Source organism: Paenibacillus sp. W4I10 (assembly GCF_030816325.1).
In the GTDB taxonomy this organism is placed as follows: domain Bacteria; phylum Bacillota; class Bacilli; order Paenibacillales; family Paenibacillaceae; genus Paenibacillus; species Paenibacillus amylolyticus_B.
This window is the reverse complement of record NZ_JAUSXX010000001.1, coordinates 6,794,062-6,811,909: the sequence shown is the minus strand read 5'-3', so window position 1 is coordinate 6,811,909 and position 17,848 is coordinate 6,794,062. Positions and strand designations below refer to the sequence as shown.

General features: G+C 45.1%; 18 protein-coding genes and 1 pseudogene. 7 read left to right on the top strand and 12 right to left on the bottom strand.

Annotated elements, in window-relative coordinates:
• Window positions 1-11 precede the first annotated feature (11 nt).
• Together QF049_RS30540 and QF049_RS30535 are read left to right on the top strand one after the other, a co-directional pair.
• Window positions 12-284: a WCX domain-containing protein gene (locus QF049_RS30540; protein WP_483874763.1), complete on the top strand. Its 273-nt coding sequence runs from the start codon at window positions 12-14 to the stop codon at window positions 282-284.
• 73 nt (window positions 285-357) lie between these two features.
• The gene (locus tag QF049_RS30535; RefSeq protein ID WP_307542770.1) at window positions 358-1,173 is read left to right on the top strand and encodes a class I SAM-dependent methyltransferase; all 816 of its coding nucleotides are present in this window, start codon (window positions 358-360) and stop codon (window positions 1,171-1,173) included.
• 99 nt (window positions 1,174-1,272) lie between these two features.
• On the opposite strand, the gene QF049_RS30530 is transcribed toward QF049_RS30535, so the two are convergent.
• The 3 genes from QF049_RS30530 to QF049_RS30520 all read right to left on the bottom strand — a co-directional run bounded on the left by QF049_RS30530 (window position 1,273) and on the right by QF049_RS30520 (window position 3,138).
• Complete coding sequence (locus QF049_RS30530) at window positions 1,273-2,067, bottom strand: hypothetical protein (RefSeq protein ID WP_307543492.1); 795 nt, start codon at window positions 2,065-2,067, stop codon at window positions 1,273-1,275.
• Between the two features lie 123 nt (window positions 2,068-2,190).
• Window positions 2,191-2,607, bottom strand: a complete 417-nt coding sequence (locus QF049_RS30525) for a hypothetical protein (protein WP_036674484.1) — start codon at window positions 2,605-2,607, stop codon at window positions 2,191-2,193.
• A gap of 297 nt (window positions 2,608-2,904) precedes the next feature.
• Window positions 2,905-3,138, bottom strand: coding sequence for an XRE family transcriptional regulator (locus QF049_RS30520; RefSeq protein ID WP_307542767.1), 234 nt, complete (start codon window positions 3,136-3,138; stop codon window positions 2,905-2,907).
• Between the two features lie 179 nt (window positions 3,139-3,317).
• Between QF049_RS30520 and QF049_RS31520 the strand changes: the two are divergent.
• A pseudogene (locus tag QF049_RS31520) lies at window positions 3,318-3,410 on the top strand (DUF3626 domain-containing protein); the annotation flags it as partial.
• Window positions 3,411-3,477: 67 nt separating this feature from the next.
• On the opposite strand, the gene QF049_RS30515 reads toward QF049_RS31520, so the two are convergent.
• Window positions 3,478-4,698: an XRE family transcriptional regulator gene (locus QF049_RS30515; protein ID WP_307542765.1), complete on the bottom strand. Its 1,221-nt coding sequence runs from the start codon at window positions 4,696-4,698 to the stop codon at window positions 3,478-3,480.
• Between the two features lie 264 nt (window positions 4,699-4,962).
• On the opposite strand from QF049_RS30515, the gene fabV reads away from it, so the two are divergent.
• Complete coding sequence (gene fabV / locus QF049_RS30510) at window positions 4,963-6,156, top strand: enoyl-ACP reductase FabV (RefSeq protein ID WP_307542763.1); 1,194 nt, start codon at window positions 4,963-4,965, stop codon at window positions 6,154-6,156.
• A 179-nt stretch (window positions 6,157-6,335) separates the two neighbouring features.
• Here the strand turns inward: fabV and QF049_RS30505 are convergent, their stop codons facing one another.
• The 3 genes from QF049_RS30505 to QF049_RS30495 form a co-directional block, all read right to left on the bottom strand.
• Window positions 6,336-7,565, bottom strand: a complete 1,230-nt coding sequence (locus QF049_RS30505; RefSeq protein ID WP_124116410.1) for a DNA glycosylase AlkZ-like family protein — start codon at window positions 7,563-7,565, stop codon at window positions 6,336-6,338.
• 131 nt (window positions 7,566-7,696) lie between these two features.
• Window positions 7,697-7,924, bottom strand: coding sequence for a hypothetical protein (locus tag QF049_RS30500; RefSeq protein ID WP_124115668.1), 228 nt, complete (start codon window positions 7,922-7,924; stop codon window positions 7,697-7,699).
• A 277-nt stretch (window positions 7,925-8,201) separates the two neighbouring features.
• Window positions 8,202-9,320, bottom strand: a complete 1,119-nt coding sequence (locus QF049_RS30495) for an NADH-dependent flavin oxidoreductase (RefSeq protein ID WP_105601763.1) — start codon at window positions 9,318-9,320, stop codon at window positions 8,202-8,204.
• A gap of 225 nt (window positions 9,321-9,545) precedes the next feature.
• On the opposite strand from QF049_RS30495, the gene QF049_RS30490 reads away from it, so the two are divergent.
• Complete coding sequence (locus QF049_RS30490) at window positions 9,546-10,013, top strand: MerR family transcriptional regulator (RefSeq protein WP_307542759.1); 468 nt, start codon at window positions 9,546-9,548, stop codon at window positions 10,011-10,013.
• Window positions 10,014-10,223: 210 nt separating this feature from the next.
• On the opposite strand, the gene QF049_RS30485 is transcribed toward QF049_RS30490, so the two are convergent.
• The gene (locus tag QF049_RS30485) at window positions 10,224-10,820 is read right to left on the bottom strand and encodes a restriction endonuclease (RefSeq protein ID WP_036617077.1); all 597 of its coding nucleotides are present in this window, start codon (window positions 10,818-10,820) and stop codon (window positions 10,224-10,226) included.
• Between the two features lie 270 nt (window positions 10,821-11,090).
• On the opposite strand from QF049_RS30485, the gene QF049_RS30480 reads away from it, so the two are divergent.
• Together QF049_RS30480 and QF049_RS30475 are read left to right on the top strand one after the other, a co-directional pair.
• Complete coding sequence (locus tag QF049_RS30480) at window positions 11,091-12,350, top strand: hypothetical protein (RefSeq protein ID WP_307542756.1); 1,260 nt, start codon at window positions 11,091-11,093, stop codon at window positions 12,348-12,350.
• A 284-nt stretch (window positions 12,351-12,634) separates the two neighbouring features.
• The gene (locus tag QF049_RS30475; RefSeq protein WP_373428323.1) at window positions 12,635-13,516 is read left to right on the top strand and encodes a putative RNA methyltransferase; all 882 of its coding nucleotides are present in this window, start codon (window positions 12,635-12,637) and stop codon (window positions 13,514-13,516) included.
• An 89-nt stretch (window positions 13,517-13,605) separates the two neighbouring features.
• Here QF049_RS30475 and msrA read toward each other — a convergent pair whose 3' ends face one another.
• The 4 genes from msrA to QF049_RS30455 form a co-directional block, all read right to left on the bottom strand.
• Window positions 13,606-14,121 carry a peptide-methionine (S)-S-oxide reductase MsrA gene (gene msrA / locus QF049_RS30470; protein WP_124115665.1) on the bottom strand — a complete coding sequence of 172 codons (516 nt, stop codon included), beginning with the start codon at window positions 14,119-14,121 and terminating at the stop codon, window positions 13,606-13,608.
• A 337-nt stretch (window positions 14,122-14,458) separates the two neighbouring features.
• Window positions 14,459-14,716: a GlsB/YeaQ/YmgE family stress response membrane protein gene (locus tag QF049_RS30465; RefSeq protein ID WP_017686880.1), complete on the bottom strand. Its 258-nt coding sequence runs from the start codon at window positions 14,714-14,716 to the stop codon at window positions 14,459-14,461.
• 310 nt (window positions 14,717-15,026) lie between these two features.
• Entirely contained in the window at window positions 15,027-16,331 is a 1,305-nt protein-coding gene (locus QF049_RS30460) for an AAA family ATPase (protein WP_307542752.1), read from the bottom strand.
• On the bottom strand, window positions 16,331-17,794 hold the full coding sequence (locus tag QF049_RS30455; protein ID WP_307542750.1) for an RtcB family protein: 1,464 nt from the start codon (window positions 17,792-17,794) through the stop codon (window positions 16,331-16,333). The genes QF049_RS30460 and QF049_RS30455 overlap by 1 nt, the downstream gene beginning before the upstream one ends.
• Window positions 17,795-17,848: the final 54 nt, after the last annotated feature.

Below are 17,848 nucleotides of genomic sequence, written 5' to 3'. Positions count from 1 at the left end.
CAGCTCCTGTCCTGACTCCTCTGACACTCTCGTTCTCCAGCAATATTGCATACCGAGTGTATGATTTTTTCGAACCTTCCCTCATTAAAAAAGAGCCTGATGGCAGGCTCCGTGTGTCTCTCGAATTAAATGTAGGGGAATGGCTCTACTCCTTCCTGCTGTCGTTTGGTTCCGAGCTGACCGTAATCGAGCCTGTTCATGTTGGACAGGAATTGCTCAGACGTCATATCAAAGCCGTTGAACATTTGCAGAACGTCATGAACAAACTTCCCAACAATGAATGATATAATATAGGCCTATACAACTTTTGATCACAGCTGACTCTCCGTCATCCACCTGACCGAAGGAGGTTTATCCATGCAAAACATTAGACGCAACAATGTGGAACGTTTCAAAGGTTTTGGTACGTTATACGATCAGAACCGACCAGCTGCTCCCACTGAAGTGGTGGATATTCTAACGACATATCTTGGCAGCACACCGCGCATGGTCGCAGATGTTGGCTGTGGCACCGGCTTATCTTCGTGGATCTGGCTTAATGAGGCAGAACGTATCATCGGCTTCGAACCCAGCGATGACATGAGGTCTGTAGCAGAATCCAAGTGGGAATCTGCCGGGAAGCCGGATAACTTGCGGTTTGTGTCCGGCTTGTCTCACGACCTCGGACTACCAGATGGCAGTGTGGATGTGCTGACCTGCTCGCAATCGTTTCACTGGATGGAGCCGCAACCCACACTACGCGAGTTTGCACGTGTACTTCGTACAGGCGGCATATTTGCAGCCTACGATTGCGACTGGCCGCCAATGTTATACTGGCAGTTAGAACAAGCCTATCTGCAGCTGAATAAGGAAGCAGATCAACGAGCAGCCAGTCTGGCTCCCCAGGATAGTCACGCACACAAATGGAGCAAGGATGGGCATTTGCAGCAGATTCAGCAGTCCGGGCTGTTCCGATATGTCCGGGAAATCGTGTTTCATCACCACGAGACATTTACTGCTGATCGATACGTCAATCTCGCCCTGAGCCAAGGCGGCCTGCAAACGGCGTTGAAGCTCGGAGCGGATGATCTATTAACAGCTGCTGACGAGTTCAGAGCACTGGCTAATCGTGTATTTGACGGAGAATCCAGAAAAGTACTCTTTTCTTATCGCATGCGCCTTGGTATTGTTTGAAAACAGTCCGTTGCTTGCATCTCTCCTACCTACCAAATGCAATAAGGAGGTCGTACACGTCATAACCATGACCTGCACGACCTCCTTTTGTCTATATCCTCAGGAAGAGAATAAGTCACTTAATTGTCGCTCCTGTACATTCAATGCCAACACCAATTTTGTCGGGTCTTGTCTTGAATAAATGACGTTAATTATATGGCCTTGCTGCACCTGTGGCAGCGCAGATGACAAAATTTCTTTTTGCGTTGTCACATTGAAGGTTTCACCGTTCGTTTTCGTTATGCTGAGCTTGAGCTGAAGCTTGATCTTATTACTGCCTCCACTCCCAAGTGGAGTGACATCAAGGATCTTGGCCATCGCTTTTTCGCCTGTTCTTGCAATATCCATCATCTCAGGGGATACTCCTTGCTGTACCATCTTTTCATCCAGCAATTGCTGCATATCCTCCTGTGATAATTGCCCTTTCATATCAAGCCCTACCTTGCGCTCATCTTTCACAGAGACCACTAAAGGAATGAAACTGCCTGGCTGGAACTGCGCCATGGAGGTCAGTGGAATAACGGTTTTCATCTCCGTATCGTATTTCTCGCGCCCCTTACGTGAAACTGTCAGACCCAATCGAACCTCCGGTTGTTCATTAATATACGTCCCCGTCTGTTGTATAGTCTTAATGACCCCAACTGCTGGTAAACCTGTCTTCACTCGACCTACGCCAAAAATATTGCTCAAAATCGCAGGAACAAAGATCAGTGCAAACCCGGCAAAAATCGCCGGAGTATACCACCATGCCTGCATAATCATAAACGGATCGTCCCACATCTTCTGTGCCAGAAATGGGGAGAACCCCACTCCGAACACAGTTAATACGCCAATGAATCTCAGGAAACCTACCATATGATCCACCCTCTCTTCATCCTTCTCTTACTATCTCTATCCATACCTCTAATGATATATCTATTTATCGTTGTTATACGTATTATATATATGGGGTATCACTGTCTTATAAGCAAAGACCATCTAGATGGAAACCAGTCCCATATAGATCAGTTCGGACGGATTCGCTGGATTCTGACCCAATCCCACCCGATCTCCAACTCGTGGAATCTGCATTTTGGACACCAGTGTCTCCAAGGTTCGCTGATACTGGTTACCGTTTGTCTCTGTCACATCCAATACAAGCACAACAATCGGATCAAAGTTGATCAGTTTGCCTGTATCGGTGATTGTCACCACCGTTGCTGTTGCCGTTAATGGAAGCGAACCACTCGCGGCCAATTGTGCCTGCTTTGCCGAATCCAGACTTTGGTTGATCGCATCCCGATGTTCCTTTGATACAAAGCCTTTCATCATCATGCCAGTGAGTCCTTTATTCATCATTTTATCCGCTTTAGCAATTGCATCTTCCTGTTTGTTCTTTTTACCGAACCATCCCATAGTAAACACCTCATTGTTTTTATTTATGATTATAGTTAAATTATATACACCGTGACTTGTCCTTGAATACCCTTCTGGCGGCATACAAAAAAAACGAAAAATCCGGCAATTGAATTACGGGATGATCGTTTCTTTGGTAAGGATTCAAGCCGATTTCGCAAAAAAAGATCTCTTTATCCGATCTTCATTTCACGATTGACTGCTATATTTTGTGCCTAAACGTGTTCTGTTAGATATGACTTAGTCACTCATCTACCATCGGATCAAACAAAAAAGGAGCAACCTACACTCATTCCATCACACTCTCTTTACTTCATTATCGTTTGGTATTAATTCATACAGGGTACGAACATCACAACCGATAGAATCGGCGATCGATATGGCAATTTTGAGTGGCATCACTCTTTTGTTTTCAATAAAGTCGTAAACTCGTTCCGGTTTAAAAAGTAAGTCTTTTGCCAACCATTCCGCTGACTTTCCGGATTCCATCAATCGTTCATTCAGTAAGCAACGTCCTAGTTCAAATTTCAAGAAGTGATCCTCCCGCATATGATGATATTTAACTTTAAGCGTGGTCCATTGCAAGCATGAATATACTTCATAAAGCGAGCCATAACGATGAACCGCCAAGAAAAGGTGCAGAAGTGGCCGATCATAATGTTCAGCTTCTTCCTTGTTTTTATCGGGCTAACGTTTCCCGTTATGCAAGTATTGCGCTACACTTCCACCCAGATCGATTAGATCCGACCATGAAAAGTATTGCTGAAGCACTACTTGAGCAGAGAATAAAGTCAGCCACGTTTTGGATCATATTTCCTTGCTTGTTGCCGCCCCATCATTTAAGGTCACCCATCTAGGCCGATCCTCACTCTATTTTTTGCGTAACAAATATACCAGCTTCCGATAATACATGGCTGCTTCCTTGTATTTGCGCTGATCCTCGGATACTACGGCCATCCCCTCATATAACGGTTCAAGTCGCATGACATGCTGTGCGGATTCAAAATAAGGCAGACACGCAAGCGCCTGCTCCATGAAAGCTTCGCGTTCTCCATGCGCAAGAGCCAGATGGCTCTGGTAGAAGGTTGCGCTCATCTGCTGGTCCTGTGTTATTGCACATTTCAAGAGTTGATCTACACTCTGCGCGAGCACGCCCCAGTTCTTCCGTGCCAGAGCTACTTCGCATCGATATACACCGATGAGCGGCTGCATCGCGAGCTGAGTTTCTTCCGTTTCCTGCTGCAATAACGATTCAAATCGTTCAATCTCTGCCTGTGCCTGATCCAGTTCACCTGTCATCGTCAGCATGACAATCCGATTGTTGGCAATCGCCGTCACCAGATCTCCCTGATTGCCCGCATACACGAGGTTTGCCTCCGCCATTGTCAATGCAGAGAGTGCCTCCTGAACCAGCCCCATCGCAAAACAATAGCCACTATATGCCACATATAACCCAGACAACCGATGGAACATCCGCTGATCATAGACATGACGCATTGTAAGCTCGAATACCTGTTTTGCCTCTTCATACTGTTTGACCTGAATGTAGGCTTCCATCTTGATATTTTGCACAGACAACCAGAATTCACTGCCAGGAAGCGCCAGCTCACTGAGCCTGGTTGCATGAGTTAATACATCCACAAAAGCCATTTTGGAGCGATAATATTGTATTTTATAGAATAAAAGTGCCTTGACTAACGGACGTGGCAGATCAATATCGTCTGGACGACCGTATTTCTCCAGGTAAAAATTGAGGTAGGACGTATGTATATACTCATGAGCCGTTGCATCGTTTAATTGTTGATAATAGACCGCCTTCATCAAGGCCGTTGTCAACTCTACGGTCAACGTGTCATCCCGATCTGCCAGAGCATGCACCGTATCTTCGGATATCGCTGACGCTGGAACAGACATTTGTTCGAAGATGGCCTCTGCCCGTTCGAGTGTTTCCTCGTCCTGTGCCGCAGCTTTTAAAATATAGGAAGGGGATACCACAAGACGCCCGGCGATGGCTTCTGCCAAGTCCTCAGGTAGAGGATAACGATCCGCCAGGATATTGGCAAAGTGGGCCTGCGTGACCAGACCTTCCACAAGGTCTTTACGGGAGATTTGTTTTTCTTTTGCTTAGCAGTTCAATGCGTTCCTTCAGCATGGTATCCCTATCCTTTCTATCCTAACAAGCGAGTACATTCTATTCACATCATCGCAAAATTAGAGATATAACGCCACCCTTCCGGCGAAATCAAACGAAACGGTTTCCGTTTCCGAGGTAATTGTTTTACAATAAGAAAGTATGTGTAAGAGCATTTTATCGAAATGCTGAAACATGAGCTGAATATGAAAGGATGCAAATAAATGATTATTAAACCAAGAACACGTGGTTTTATTTGTACCACTTCCCATCCTGTAGGTTGCGCTGCGCAAGTGCAGGAACAGATTGATTATGTGAAATCCCAGCCTGAGCTGAAAGGACCGCGTAATGTGCTCGTGATCGGTGCTTCCACCGGATACGGTCTGGCGTCACGCGTCGTTTCTGCTTTTGGAGCGGGAGCGAATACAGTCGGCATTTACCGTCCGAGCAGTTCTACAGAAAAACGTACGGCGTCAGCAGGTTGGTACAACTCCGCTGCATTCGAAAAAGCCGCTGAGGAAGCAGGCCTGAAATCGTACAGCATTACAGGTGATGCATTCGCAAACGAAACACGAGACAAAGCCGTTGAACTGATTCGCAGTGAACTCGGTCAAGTGGATCTGGTTGTATATAGCGTAGCCTCGGCACGCCGTACCGATCCGAACACGGGTGAAGTATTTAACTCTGTGCTGAAGCCAATCGGACAATCCTATACGAACAAAACGGTAAACTTCCACACAGGCGAAATCAGCTCCGTTACTCTGGAACCGGCAAACGAAGAAGAAATTCGTCAGACGGTAACCGTAATGGGTGGAGACGATTGGGAACTATGGATGGATGCCCTGCAACAAGGCGGCGTGCTAGCTGACGATGCAACAACAATCGCTTTCTCCTACATCGGTCCTGAACTTACACATGCCATTTATCGTGATGGTTCCATCGGTCAAGCCAAGAATCATCTGGAAGCGACTGCAAATAAGCTGAATGATCGTCTGAGTGCCAAAGGTGGACGTGCGTACGTAACTGTAGCCAAAGCGCTGGTCACTCAATCCAGTTCGGCAATTCCAGTGGTGCCGTTGTATATCTCAGCATTGTACAAAGTCATGAAAGAAAAAGGCTTGCACGAAGGCTGCATCGAGCAATTGCAACGTTTGTTCGCTGATCGCCTGTATGCGGGGGGAGAAGTTCCAACCGACGCTGAAGGTCGCATTCGCATTGACGATTGGGAGATGAGAGCTGATGTTCAGGAAGAAGTGGCGAAGCTCTGGAATGAGTTGACCACAGAGAACATCTACGATCTGTCCGATCTGGAAGGTTACCGTCGCGAATTCTTCCAGCTGTTTGGTTTTGAAACCGATGGTGTGGATTATGAAGCAGATGTTGATCCAAACGTTGAAGTGCCTCATCTGGTGAACTAAAGAAGTTTTTGCGTGGACGTGAGCTTAGGTTTCCGTTAGAGCTAACTTGCGGATAACATGTTAAAAATATGATTTTAAAATCAAGGAGGAGCCAATTGGCTCCTCCTTTTTTGTCCTTTTTAAAATCCCCTCAACAATTCCAATTTCCGTATCCATACATTCTTTCGTATATCCCCTAATCAAATCGATTTAAGCAGCTTTTTCAGCTCTTTTGGTACCGTCTTCTCGATAGTAATGGAACGTGCTCCATGCATGGACGCAAAGAATTGGAGTCCCTCCCGAAAATCCGCCATCCATTCCTCCACAGGTGGAGCAGTCTCTTCCATAGATAACAAACGAACGGTAAGTACTCCAGTTTTGCGATCAAGTCGTGGGTCCATACGCCCAATCAACCGATCACCGTGAAGAATAGGCATGGCATAATAACCGTAGGTTCTCTTCACCTCTGGGGTATAAATCTCCCATTTATAATGAAAATCGAATAAATCAACAATACGCTCTCTTCTCCATAACAGGTTGTCCAGCGGCGGCAGGAAACGGACCGGGCCTGACGGATCATAGTGCGGCTCTTCCCTTTCCATATGCATTAGCAAATCCTCATCTTCAGCACGAATATAATAAGGCGTGGCCACGTCCTCCACCTTAAGCGGGATCATTCGCCCATCTGACACACGGGCAGCAATATCGGCGCGTCGTTCAGCCGCTGTAGATTTCAGCCAACCGAGACGGGGATCACGGGCATCTACGACACGATACGCATAAATGTATTTATCCAGCAGAGCCTGTCTCTGGGCCAACACATCCATGTCTTCTTTCATCGGAAGTCCCTGTTGCTGCAATCCGGATTCGGTGATATGGAAATAACGTTCATTCCCCTGCCTCGCCACCACACGAATTACAGCGGAGTCTAACAGTAAATTCAGAGCAAGTGTGGTATCCTTCGTCTTTGGCACATCCGCACTGTCCCAATAACCACTTACCCGCTCAACAGCACGAAAGGCTCTTGAAGGTAAAGGTCCTTCTTCCTTCAAACGCTGTAACACATGCTGCACTGTTTTCTCCAAACCTTGCAAGGACGGAGCCAGACGCTCCCTTAATCGGGCACGCACAGGTTCAAAGAGAGCATAGTCTTCCATCGGAATGACACAGGCAGCATTTGCAAAATATTCAAACACCTTGTGATCACTCAGCAGCGTATTTAAGCTGTCAGCCGTATAACCAGGATCACGAGCCCCCAACACCAAATGCTGGTTTCCGGTTACAGCAGCCACAGGATCGATCTGCACGCAACCAAGGGAGCGAATCAAACTCAAAACTTGGTCGGGTCCCGAAGGTAAGGAAACTGCAGGCCACCGTCCCAGTAAAGCTTGCGTTTGCAGCAAAAAACGCCGAACGTTTTTTTTATTCATGTGCAGCGCTGTTGTCATATGTATAGGTTCTCCCCTTCATTATATGTACAGAATTTATAGCCAATTTATAAGATTGATTCTAACAGTCCACATGATTACTTTCCAACCAAAGAAAGAATCTACCTTCTTACTTATCCAGCAATCCGTTCCTCATAGACAAAATAAAAAGAAGCACCACCATCCTGGATGATCTGCTTCTTGTGTTTGACCTTTTGCAATTTTTCCTGCTTCGTAGGCATGAGCCGTACATGCTGGGATAACGCACCATAATCTCCGTTAACTCTTCGGCTCTGTTCCGAGCACCACTTGCCTGACCGCTCTGCTTTGCGTAATGCTTTTTGTGTTTGTGTACGTGCCATAATGGATCACACACTCCTTTGGTTGATATACACTCAATATATCATGTGCAGCTATGCAAGTGAAGGTGAAGCTTTTTTGTTGAAGAGGATAAGTAAACCATGTCATCCAAATTATAATTATTTAAGCTATGGCTATGGCAAAGGGAAACTGCAACGTAAATTGCCCATTTTCCTCAAGAAGAGTGAATAAAACCTGTTGCAATATAATTAATACAAAAGTTCTTGAAATCAAAAAAGGCCGCTATTATTAGCGTCCTTTTTTGATCTTTCATCTTCTTTATTGTTCAACTTTAAACCATGGACCTGCATTTTGTATGACACCCCATAGTTTCGCTGGCAACACAAGATCTCTAACGTTAGATGATTTAATCACGTTTTGGATTTCCGCCTCCCTTCCTTGTTGAACTTTTTCAACCCACTCTGGATCGGAGATTAATACACGTCCAATTACCGCTAAAGAGAGTCCTTTCTCCATGCTTTCAGAGACATCCTCTGGGCTTTCCAAGGAACCCGCTGCAATTACAAAAATCCGATTGTTGGCATGTTCAACAATCAGCTCAAGATACGTTTTTTTGTTATCTTGGTTATATTTTGGTTTTGATGTAAGGGCTTGTACCAAGGAACCATGAACATAATCAACATTTTCTTCAATCAGTTTATCAATCAGTGCGTAAGTATCTTTCATTCTAAGGGCATCTTGTTGATGTTCCTCTGGGGAAATGCGGTAACCTAAAATAAATGGTTTTGTCGAATATCTCTCAATAGCTTTTTTCACCTCTCGAATAACAGCTATTGGAAAACTCAGACGTTTTTCCAGTGATCCCCCCCATTGGTCTTGACGTTTGTTGAAGAATGGAGATAAAAAGCTTTGAAGTAAAAAACCGTGGGCTCCATGGAGTTCAACACCGTCAAAACCAGCTTCAATTGCACGTCTTGTAGCTTCACCGAACGCATGTATAATTTCCAGAATTTCTTCATGCTTGAGTTCTCTAGGGGATACTGCTTCAGTCAGAGCAACACCGCTCGGACTTACCACGTCACCATTAGGAACTAATTCAGCAATCGCTTTATCTCCAGCATGGAACAATTGAAGAATTGCTGGAGCTCCTCCACTCTTAGCAGCATCTGCCAATTTTTTTAGACTAGGGATAAATGAATCATTATATGCGGCGAATTCATGTGTAAATCCAATCCCATTGGGTAGGACATGAGTACAGCCCGTGATAACTAAACCTACACCATTCACTCTTTTTTTATAATATGCAACTTCCTCATCGGAAATCGTGTAATCATCATTACTTGACCATGTCGTCATCGGAGACATAACCACTCTATTCTTTAAGGTAATCCCTTTATTGAATATAAAGGGTTCAAACAAGTTATTAAATTTACTCATTGTACGTTCTCCTTTGTATTTTGATTTCTAAGTACTTATTTATGGAACAGATGAAGGTAACCCTATCTCATCCATCTCAACCACAAGTTCTACTCAAGAATATCAGGTTAACCTAAGGGGAAGTAAAGCAGGGATTTGATACGTAATTTAAAAGGATTTACTTTTAATAATTTTCTATTTTGATAAAATAACAGTTACAGTAACTGTAACTATGGAGGCGATCAGATGTTTTTTTCAATGAAATATGTGGTGGAGAATTATAATATAACTGCAAAGACACTTCGATTTTATGAAGAGCAAGGGATATTACCGAATATTTCACGCGACGAAAAAGGGAATAGAGTTTATACCGAACAACAAATCGATTGGATTTCTTTTATTCTTTGTCTCAAAGAAACAGGAATGCCAATTTCTAAAATTAAAGACTACAAGGAATCTTATGAGATGGGGAACTCCACCTATTTAGAAAGAGAGGAAATGTTAAAGAAACATAAAATTGAATTACAAAAGAAAATCGAAGAAAGTTTGAAACATATGGAAGAAATAAATTATAAATTAGCTATGTATGAACTTCAAAAAGATGAGGTTAGGAAAAATCCTAACCACAATTTTAAATGTCACGGTCTTGAGGTGAACATTGTCGATACCAGGGGGGGAGAATCAAATATTCGGAATGCTACAACCAACAGATGAACAAACGGAGCTCTAAATATCTATCCAGAAAAATAACCAGTCGCCTATATTTACCTAGCGATTGGTTATAATTGTTTTAAAATCTGCATCTGTCGCATCATCCATTTTTTTTGAGGGAGCCTCCACGGTTTAAAACGTTAATCCTGACTACATTACTACTTTCGATTATATTTAAAAAATCTACATTAAAGCACAGTAGCACAATGCAACCTAGCGGGATTGCCGCTTTCGCCGGGACTGCCACGTCTCGATTGGTTCGTGATCATCTTCTTCGATCAGTTCCAATGCTTCTTCCACTCTTCTGGCTTTGAATAACAGGATTAATTCCATCAGGTCTTCCCGGTCTAGCAGTTTCACTCCATTAACCGCTGCAAGCGTCCGACAGGCTTCGGTGTAACGAGCGGACGTTAATACAATTGACCGGTCGGCTTCATAATAACGCATGGATGTATATATCTCCTGCACTGCACTCAATCCTACGGGATGGTTCGCACCATATCGCTTTGCTTGTATCACACTTCGTCTGCCGAGTCTATCAACAAACACCAGATCTGCCCCAAAATCCCGGCTGCTCGTTGTCTTATGCACCTCATCGTACCCGAGCTCTTCGAATAAATGATAGAGATATAATTCAAATTCCGAACCATCCTCCATCTTGTCGATGTCCTTTATTGTGATTTTGCGAGGATTGGCTTCACTTCGGATCCGCTGCCCGCGCCCGATAACTCGCCGAATAATCCAGGCCAGCAGCAACAATATGATGATACATCCAATGACCCATAGGGTCACATTTTCACTCCAGTTCATAGCTATTCTCCTTGTTTCATTTCCTATGTTCTATCCAACGTCTTACGCTGATATGGCTTGTCACCGCACTAAATATATCAGACTTCCACCTTCATCGAAAGAAAATGAATTCCCTGTAACCGTTAGACTTCCCCAAACATGGTTATTTCGATAAACCAATGATAAAAGGTTACAGTTCGTTCGGTTGAATTCAGCTTGACTTTAATGGTAAAATTCAACAATCGGTTCTTTTTGAACCGAAGAAGAAAGGTGGTTTATCACTTGCATACATTGACCAAACACAAGTCCAAAACATGGGCTGCCCTCATTCTCAGCGGCATGCTCCTCTTCACCATGAATACAACAGGTTACGCCGCTGCTTCAACCGAATCCATGCCCAAACCGGCGTGGACGTCATCTTCCCTGATGTTATCTGAGGCTAATACAGAGAAAGATGTCCTGATCAAGGGAATCCATGCCGTGCCATCCAAAAATCTTGTATATGTACATGCCTCCCAGCCCGTGACCAAAACAAGCAGCAAAACAACACTCGACTGGCAACTGGACTCTCTCCAAGCATTCGATGCTACAACTGGACAATTGAAGTGGAATACGATATTCCATGAGAAAAGTGGTCCTTATACCACCTACTCTGATTCGGTATATGCCAGCAACGGTACAGCTTATGTGTATATGGAATATTCAGACAAAACCAAAAAATTGTACTCATTCAATACATCCGGTAAAACCAACTGGATCAAAACGGTGAATTCACCTGCAAGCATATCCCTATTGGATAACGATACGCTGATGGTTGCTTCAAGTCAGGGCGTACAATCGAATGGTTCGGTTCGCTCCGCCATCTCGTTATATGACAAAAAGGGCACGCTGATTACCGAAAAGACCATCAACGGCAACGTGCTTAAGGCTGATCATGGTCGAATTGTAGTGGATGCCAGTAAACAAACCAAGGTAGGCAACTTCTGGCAGCAAGCTGCGAATCCCAAAGTGGAGATCTATGATCGTACGTTGAATCGTCTGTCCTTTTACCAATTCCCAGCCAATGCGAATACATTAGGGGATGGAGGCGGTGAATCACTGGCCATTCTCGACGATGGTTCCATCATTATGCGTGCCAATTTTGAGAAAACCGGTAACCGACTGATGGGCTTTGGCATCGATGGCAAGCTTGCTTGGGGACGTGCCATTGCTGGTGATGCCTACATTCAGACGGCTGGCAACGGTTATACAGTCTTTACAGGGCAGAAGCTGGAACTGTACACGATGAAAGGCAAAGTGACTGAGCGTACGTTCAAGGACGCACAGCCTGCATTGATGCATGTCGACCAGACACAGGATGGTCAGTATCAGCTTGATTTTGCCAAAACAGGATACATTCTTGATCCACAGACGCTGGAAGACGTGCATATCTACACTACCAGTGCCTCGGTTCCTTCATTAGAAGGTGTTTCAACCTATGTGGATGATGTCATCTATTCCATGAACGATGAGACATTGTCCAAATATGTATTAAAGGCTGCTGCAAAATAATGAACAGAGCGCTTCTGTATGACCGTCTAAACGGTTGACAGGGCGCTCTTTTATTTCAAATTCGCCTGGCTCCCCTCACTTGTCATTTCTTCTCATCCTGTTATACTAGTAACGTTCTCTTGCTTCACCCTAATCTTGATAGGCAAAAGGAGCTTAACCTTCCTATGATTATTCAGTTCATTCGATATAGATAACTTGGGGCATAGCCATAAACCTCTTTTTTTGAATTTCGTGCAGAGGTTTATTTGTTATGCCCTTTTCTTCAGTTATCCAAATCTGAATGAATGGGGTGTTATTCCATGTCAGTCCATCGCAGAGAACGTAGCGCTGCGCTTATTAATCCATACATCCATATGTTGAACTGTCCCATCTGTCATAGCCCTATGGCAACCATTAACTCAGGGAGCATTCAATGTGTGTCCAGGCATAGCTTTGATTTTGCAAGACAAGGCTATATCAATTTCATGACACGTTTTTTCAAGGGCAACTATGACAAACGTTTATTTACTGCCAAAAGGAATATCTTATCGGAAACCGGTATTTATGCTCCTTTGACCGAAGTACTACGCAGGTGGATCTCACGTTATTCGGTTGACATCAGCTATCCCGTGCATATTCTGGATGCAGGCACAGGAGAGGGAACATTTCTGCAGCAGGTTACGCAGAATACTCCAGCCGTTGGCTGGGGCATCGACATTGCCAAAGAAGGCATTGCCATGGCTTCCTCTGCCTACAACCAGCAAATTTGGTTTGTCGGCGATCTGGCATGCAGTCCGTTTGCAGAAGGTCAGCTGGACATCATCCTGAATATATTTTCTCCTTCCAACTATGAAGAGTTTGGACGAATTCTGAAGGATGGGGGATGGATCATCAAAGTCATCCCCCGTGAACGATATTTAATTGAACTAAGAGAAATGCTGTTCCTGAATCGACCTGATCGAGCAGACGGCCGGGAACTTACGCTGGACCGATTCCGCAAACATCATCATCTCATCGCCAGCATTCCGCTGACCTACACGCTCCCCGTCACCGCAAACATGCTGGATTCACTCGTTCATATGACACCACTTTCCTGGCATCGGTCGGGATCATCCCTGGTGAGCATTCAAACTTCCTTGTCGAAGATTACCATTGACGTAGAAATATTGGTGGGAACAATCAGATAACCGTTATGGCTGATTTCAGCCTCCATACAGCCAAAAAGCCGGGCGAGTTCCAACTGGAACTCGCCCGGCTTTTCATGTGATCTGATGCATTATTTCCAGTTCTGCTCGATAAATTCGTCCCGTCCGGATAACGCACGGTCTTCCTTATAATGTTTCTCGTTTTTCTTGTGGTAATCCTGATGATAGTCTTCAGCCGGATAGAACACGACGGCATCCCGAATTTCCGTAACAATCGGTTGAGTGAATCGTCCGCTGGCTGCCAGTTCCTGTTTGGACTGTTCAGCAAGCTCACGTTGACGTTCATTATGCACAAAGATTGCCGTACGGTACTGTGTCCCCCGATCCTGGAACTGACCTCCGTCATCCGTGGGATCAATCTGCGGCCAGTATAGCTCCAGCAGTCGTTCATAAGGGAATACATCTGGATCAAATGTAATCTCAACCACTTCGACATGACCGGTCTCCCCGGTTTTGACCTGCTCATATGTTGGATTCTCGACGTGACCGCCGGCATAACCCGATATAATCCCATGAATGCCCGGTTGTTCTTCAAACGGTGTAACCATACACCAGAAACATCCGCCGGCGAATGTAGCTTTTTCCATTCCGTTCATCCCCTCTTATCTAAACTACCTTCTACACTTACCACTCCGATGACAGAACAACCTTCTGATCGCTGTTATCCCCAGATCTTTTATATTTGGCTTTACAAGGAGAAAATCTGGTGATAAAGGCGAACGCTCCGCTTCTTCAGGTTATTTCTGTCCTCTACGTTCTCGTGTAAATGTTTAGTCCAATTTATATAGATAGCTATTACGCATATCTTTATATATTTTAAAACAACAAGAGGTTGATTGAAAGCCATGGTTATGGCTCTCAATCAACCTCTTCATTGGTAAAACATTTAGCTGACAACTAATTCAAGAAATTATCTTGATTAAGTTACCCGCGACTACGTCCCATCGAACGGAAGATCAAGCTTACGATGGCTACAAGAACGATCGCACCAATCAATGCAGGTACAATGTAGAATCCGCCCATCTCAGGACCCATATCGCCCAAGATTACTCCACCTAACCATCCACCGATGAAACCCGCAATGATGTTACCAATAACACCACCTGGAATGTCACGACCAACGATCAAACCTGCCAACCAACCAATGATACCACCGATAATTAATGACCATAACCAACCCATATCATTCACCTCTAATTAAAGTTTTTGTTGTTGTCTGTCTACTATTAACCGCTACAGAAGCATTTAAACAATTGGCATAAATTTTTTTTGCATATTACCTTTTGTCCCCATGCATCTTTCTCTGCAAAACAAGCCTTAGTCAGGTATGGAAACAGATCGCGTTACTTTCCGGCATCTCACCAGCTCAGGGCTGCGTTATGTACCTCCCGAAAGTCATTGTATGTTAGAGCAGACAAGGTTAGTATCACCAATTGAGGTAGGATTATTTATAAAATTGCGTCATATTATAGGATGGATGGGTTAGATCTGATCAATAAAAGCCTGCACGGCCCTTACCTGGCTGTGCCAGCCAAGTATGTTTGTGGCTCTTATCCAGCTCGCCACGCATCGACTGAATGACTTTCACAATGTCTGTCTGTCCATTCTGATGCCATTCCAGCGCAGCGCTCACATACAACTCACCTAGCTGTGCAAGAGAAAACGTGTCGGTCAAACGAGCTGCTTCTATCGTGCCTTCTTCACCCGCGAATACGGTGAAGCCTCGTTGGCGCAAGTATTGCAAGCGGAGCGCTTCATCTGGCAACGGAATTTCGTAAGCCCGGTCAAACCGTCCAGCACGGTTCATGAGGCCAGGGTCTATTTTCTCAGGATAATTCGTTGTCCCAATCAGGAAAATGCCTTCTTTGGACGTAGCTCCATCCAGTGTATTCAGAAAAAAGGAACGGACTTCATCCGGCATCGAATCGATGTCCTCAATGATCAGTACCATCGGTGCCAACCGCTTGGCAGCCTCGAACACTTCACGCACCGATTCACTGTTGGTATACTCCGTAATCTGCCAATACGCAGCCGGTCCCGGAATACTTCCCGCAATGGATTTTACCAACGTGGTCTTACCATTCCCCGGATGCCCATACAATAAAATGCCCCGTTTGTACGGGATATCATAATCTCTGTAAAAAGAACGATCCGCTTCGAAAAACTGATCCAGCGAGCGGAAAATATCCTGCTTGATCTGTGGCGAGAGAACAACATCCTCTCGTCCCACGGAGCGAGTGATCGATTCCACATGGCGATCGCTGCCATTCCGGGCATCGGTATACACCGTTACTTTTTTCATATTTTGCTGACGTTCCCGCTCCCGTACACTTCCCAGAAATTGCTTCATCTCCTCATCACCGACGGCAAAGACAAAGTCTTCACTGTAGATCCCGTTCTCTCGGAAAAATGGAACCCGGACAAGTGCTACGCCCCATTTCGGATAAGCAAATACGTTATTGCGAATGGAGTAATGCACACCATAAGTGGGTATATCTCCATCATCGTCGTAGTGCAACGTCTGAAGCTCCAAATCCTCGAATATACGGGCTACCAATTCCACTTCGTCACTGCCATTTTGCAAGTCTTCCCGGAGTAACTCCCAATATTCATTGTTCGGGTCAGAACTGGCATACAGCTTGTACTCAACTCCATAGCGCTTATGGAGCGCCTCACTGATTCCACGAATCAGCCTTGAATAGATGGCGTACCCTTCCACTCGAATTCGGGTATCATGTTGTTCGTCATAGGTATAGATCGCCTGGGTTGGATCTGTTTGTTTTTCGTTTATTGTCATTATTTCGCTCCCTTTACCGCTACAAGCGGTTTGCATTTGGCTACAACTTGAGCCAGGCCTGCGCCGGTAACACTGTCTATAATTTCATCTACATTTTTATAAGCCTGAGGTGATTCATCAATAATGGATTCAAGTGAGCGTTGGTTTACCACGATCTCATCTTCTGTACCCACACCCAGTGCCTTAGCAAAATCTTCCACGCTAATCAATCGTTTTGTTGCCGTCCGTGAACGGATGCGACCCGCACCGTGACATATTGAATAATAATTATCAGCACCCTGCGGCTGACCTACCATGATATATGAAGCAGTTCCCATGGACCCCGGAATAAGCGCCGGATGTCCTGTTGCCAGATAAGGCTTTGGATTGTCCGCGTGACCTGCCCGCAATGCACGTGTCGCCCCTTTGCGATGCACAAAAACGGAATCTTGGTCTGCATGGGATTCCTCCCAGGCATAGTTGTGCATCAGATCGTATAACGTACGGAATTCACATTTGGAGCCAAACACATCCCGGAATGCTTCGCGAATAGCATACGCAATCAGGTGCCGATTGACAACAGCGTAATTCAATGCAGAATACATCATGTTCACATAATGACGACCTTCCGTATGCTCCAGTGGAGCAAATACCAGTCTGGGATCGGATGTACCCAGGTTAAGCCGCTGCATGACTTTGGCAATCGCTGACGAGCTCGTCTGACTTACATAACCACCCCATGCACGAGAGCCGGAATGAATCATGACCACGACCTGTCCATCATACAATCCCCAAGCTTCAGCGATTTCACGATTCTCTTCAGCGATCTCAATCGCCTGGATCTCGGCAAAATGATTTCCCCCACCCAGTGTTCCGAGCTGACGATGCGAACGATGCCACGTCATATCAGGAACGTGGTTTAACACGTCCTCATCGTAACTGAACTTACTGCTTTCCACATGTGTCAACGCGGTTGATTTTTTCGGTGTATAGCTGTCCGGAACATACTTTTTGGGTAAACCATGCAGTCCTTTACGAACAATATGCTCCAGTCTTATATCCGAGTAATGACCTCGCTGGTTCGCCTCCATCGGCAATACTTTCTTAATGGCCTTGACGAGTTTGCGGCGAAGCTTGATGTCTTTCAATTCGTCCTTGTGCAAGTTTGTCATATGCACTCGCATGCCACAGCCGATGTCACTGCCCACGATGGAGGGAGAAACGTATCCGCTCTGCGCATCCCACACGGCTGTCGTTCCAATGCATGTACCTACACCGACGTGTACGTCTGGCGTGTAACTCATATAAGAGATTCCCGGAATCTGCAGATTATTGTTGGCCATCTCGAATACCTTGTAATCGAGCGAGGAGAAAAGCTGTTGCGCCGCATATACGGTTAGGTCGCCTGCAGGCAATTTTACTTCATGCCGGTAGCCACCTGCGATTTCATTTGGATTAGTAAATAAATTAAATTCTGTATTCATAAAAGTGTATTATTCCTTCCTGTACGTTCAGCAAATTCGGTTTGCTGATTCATC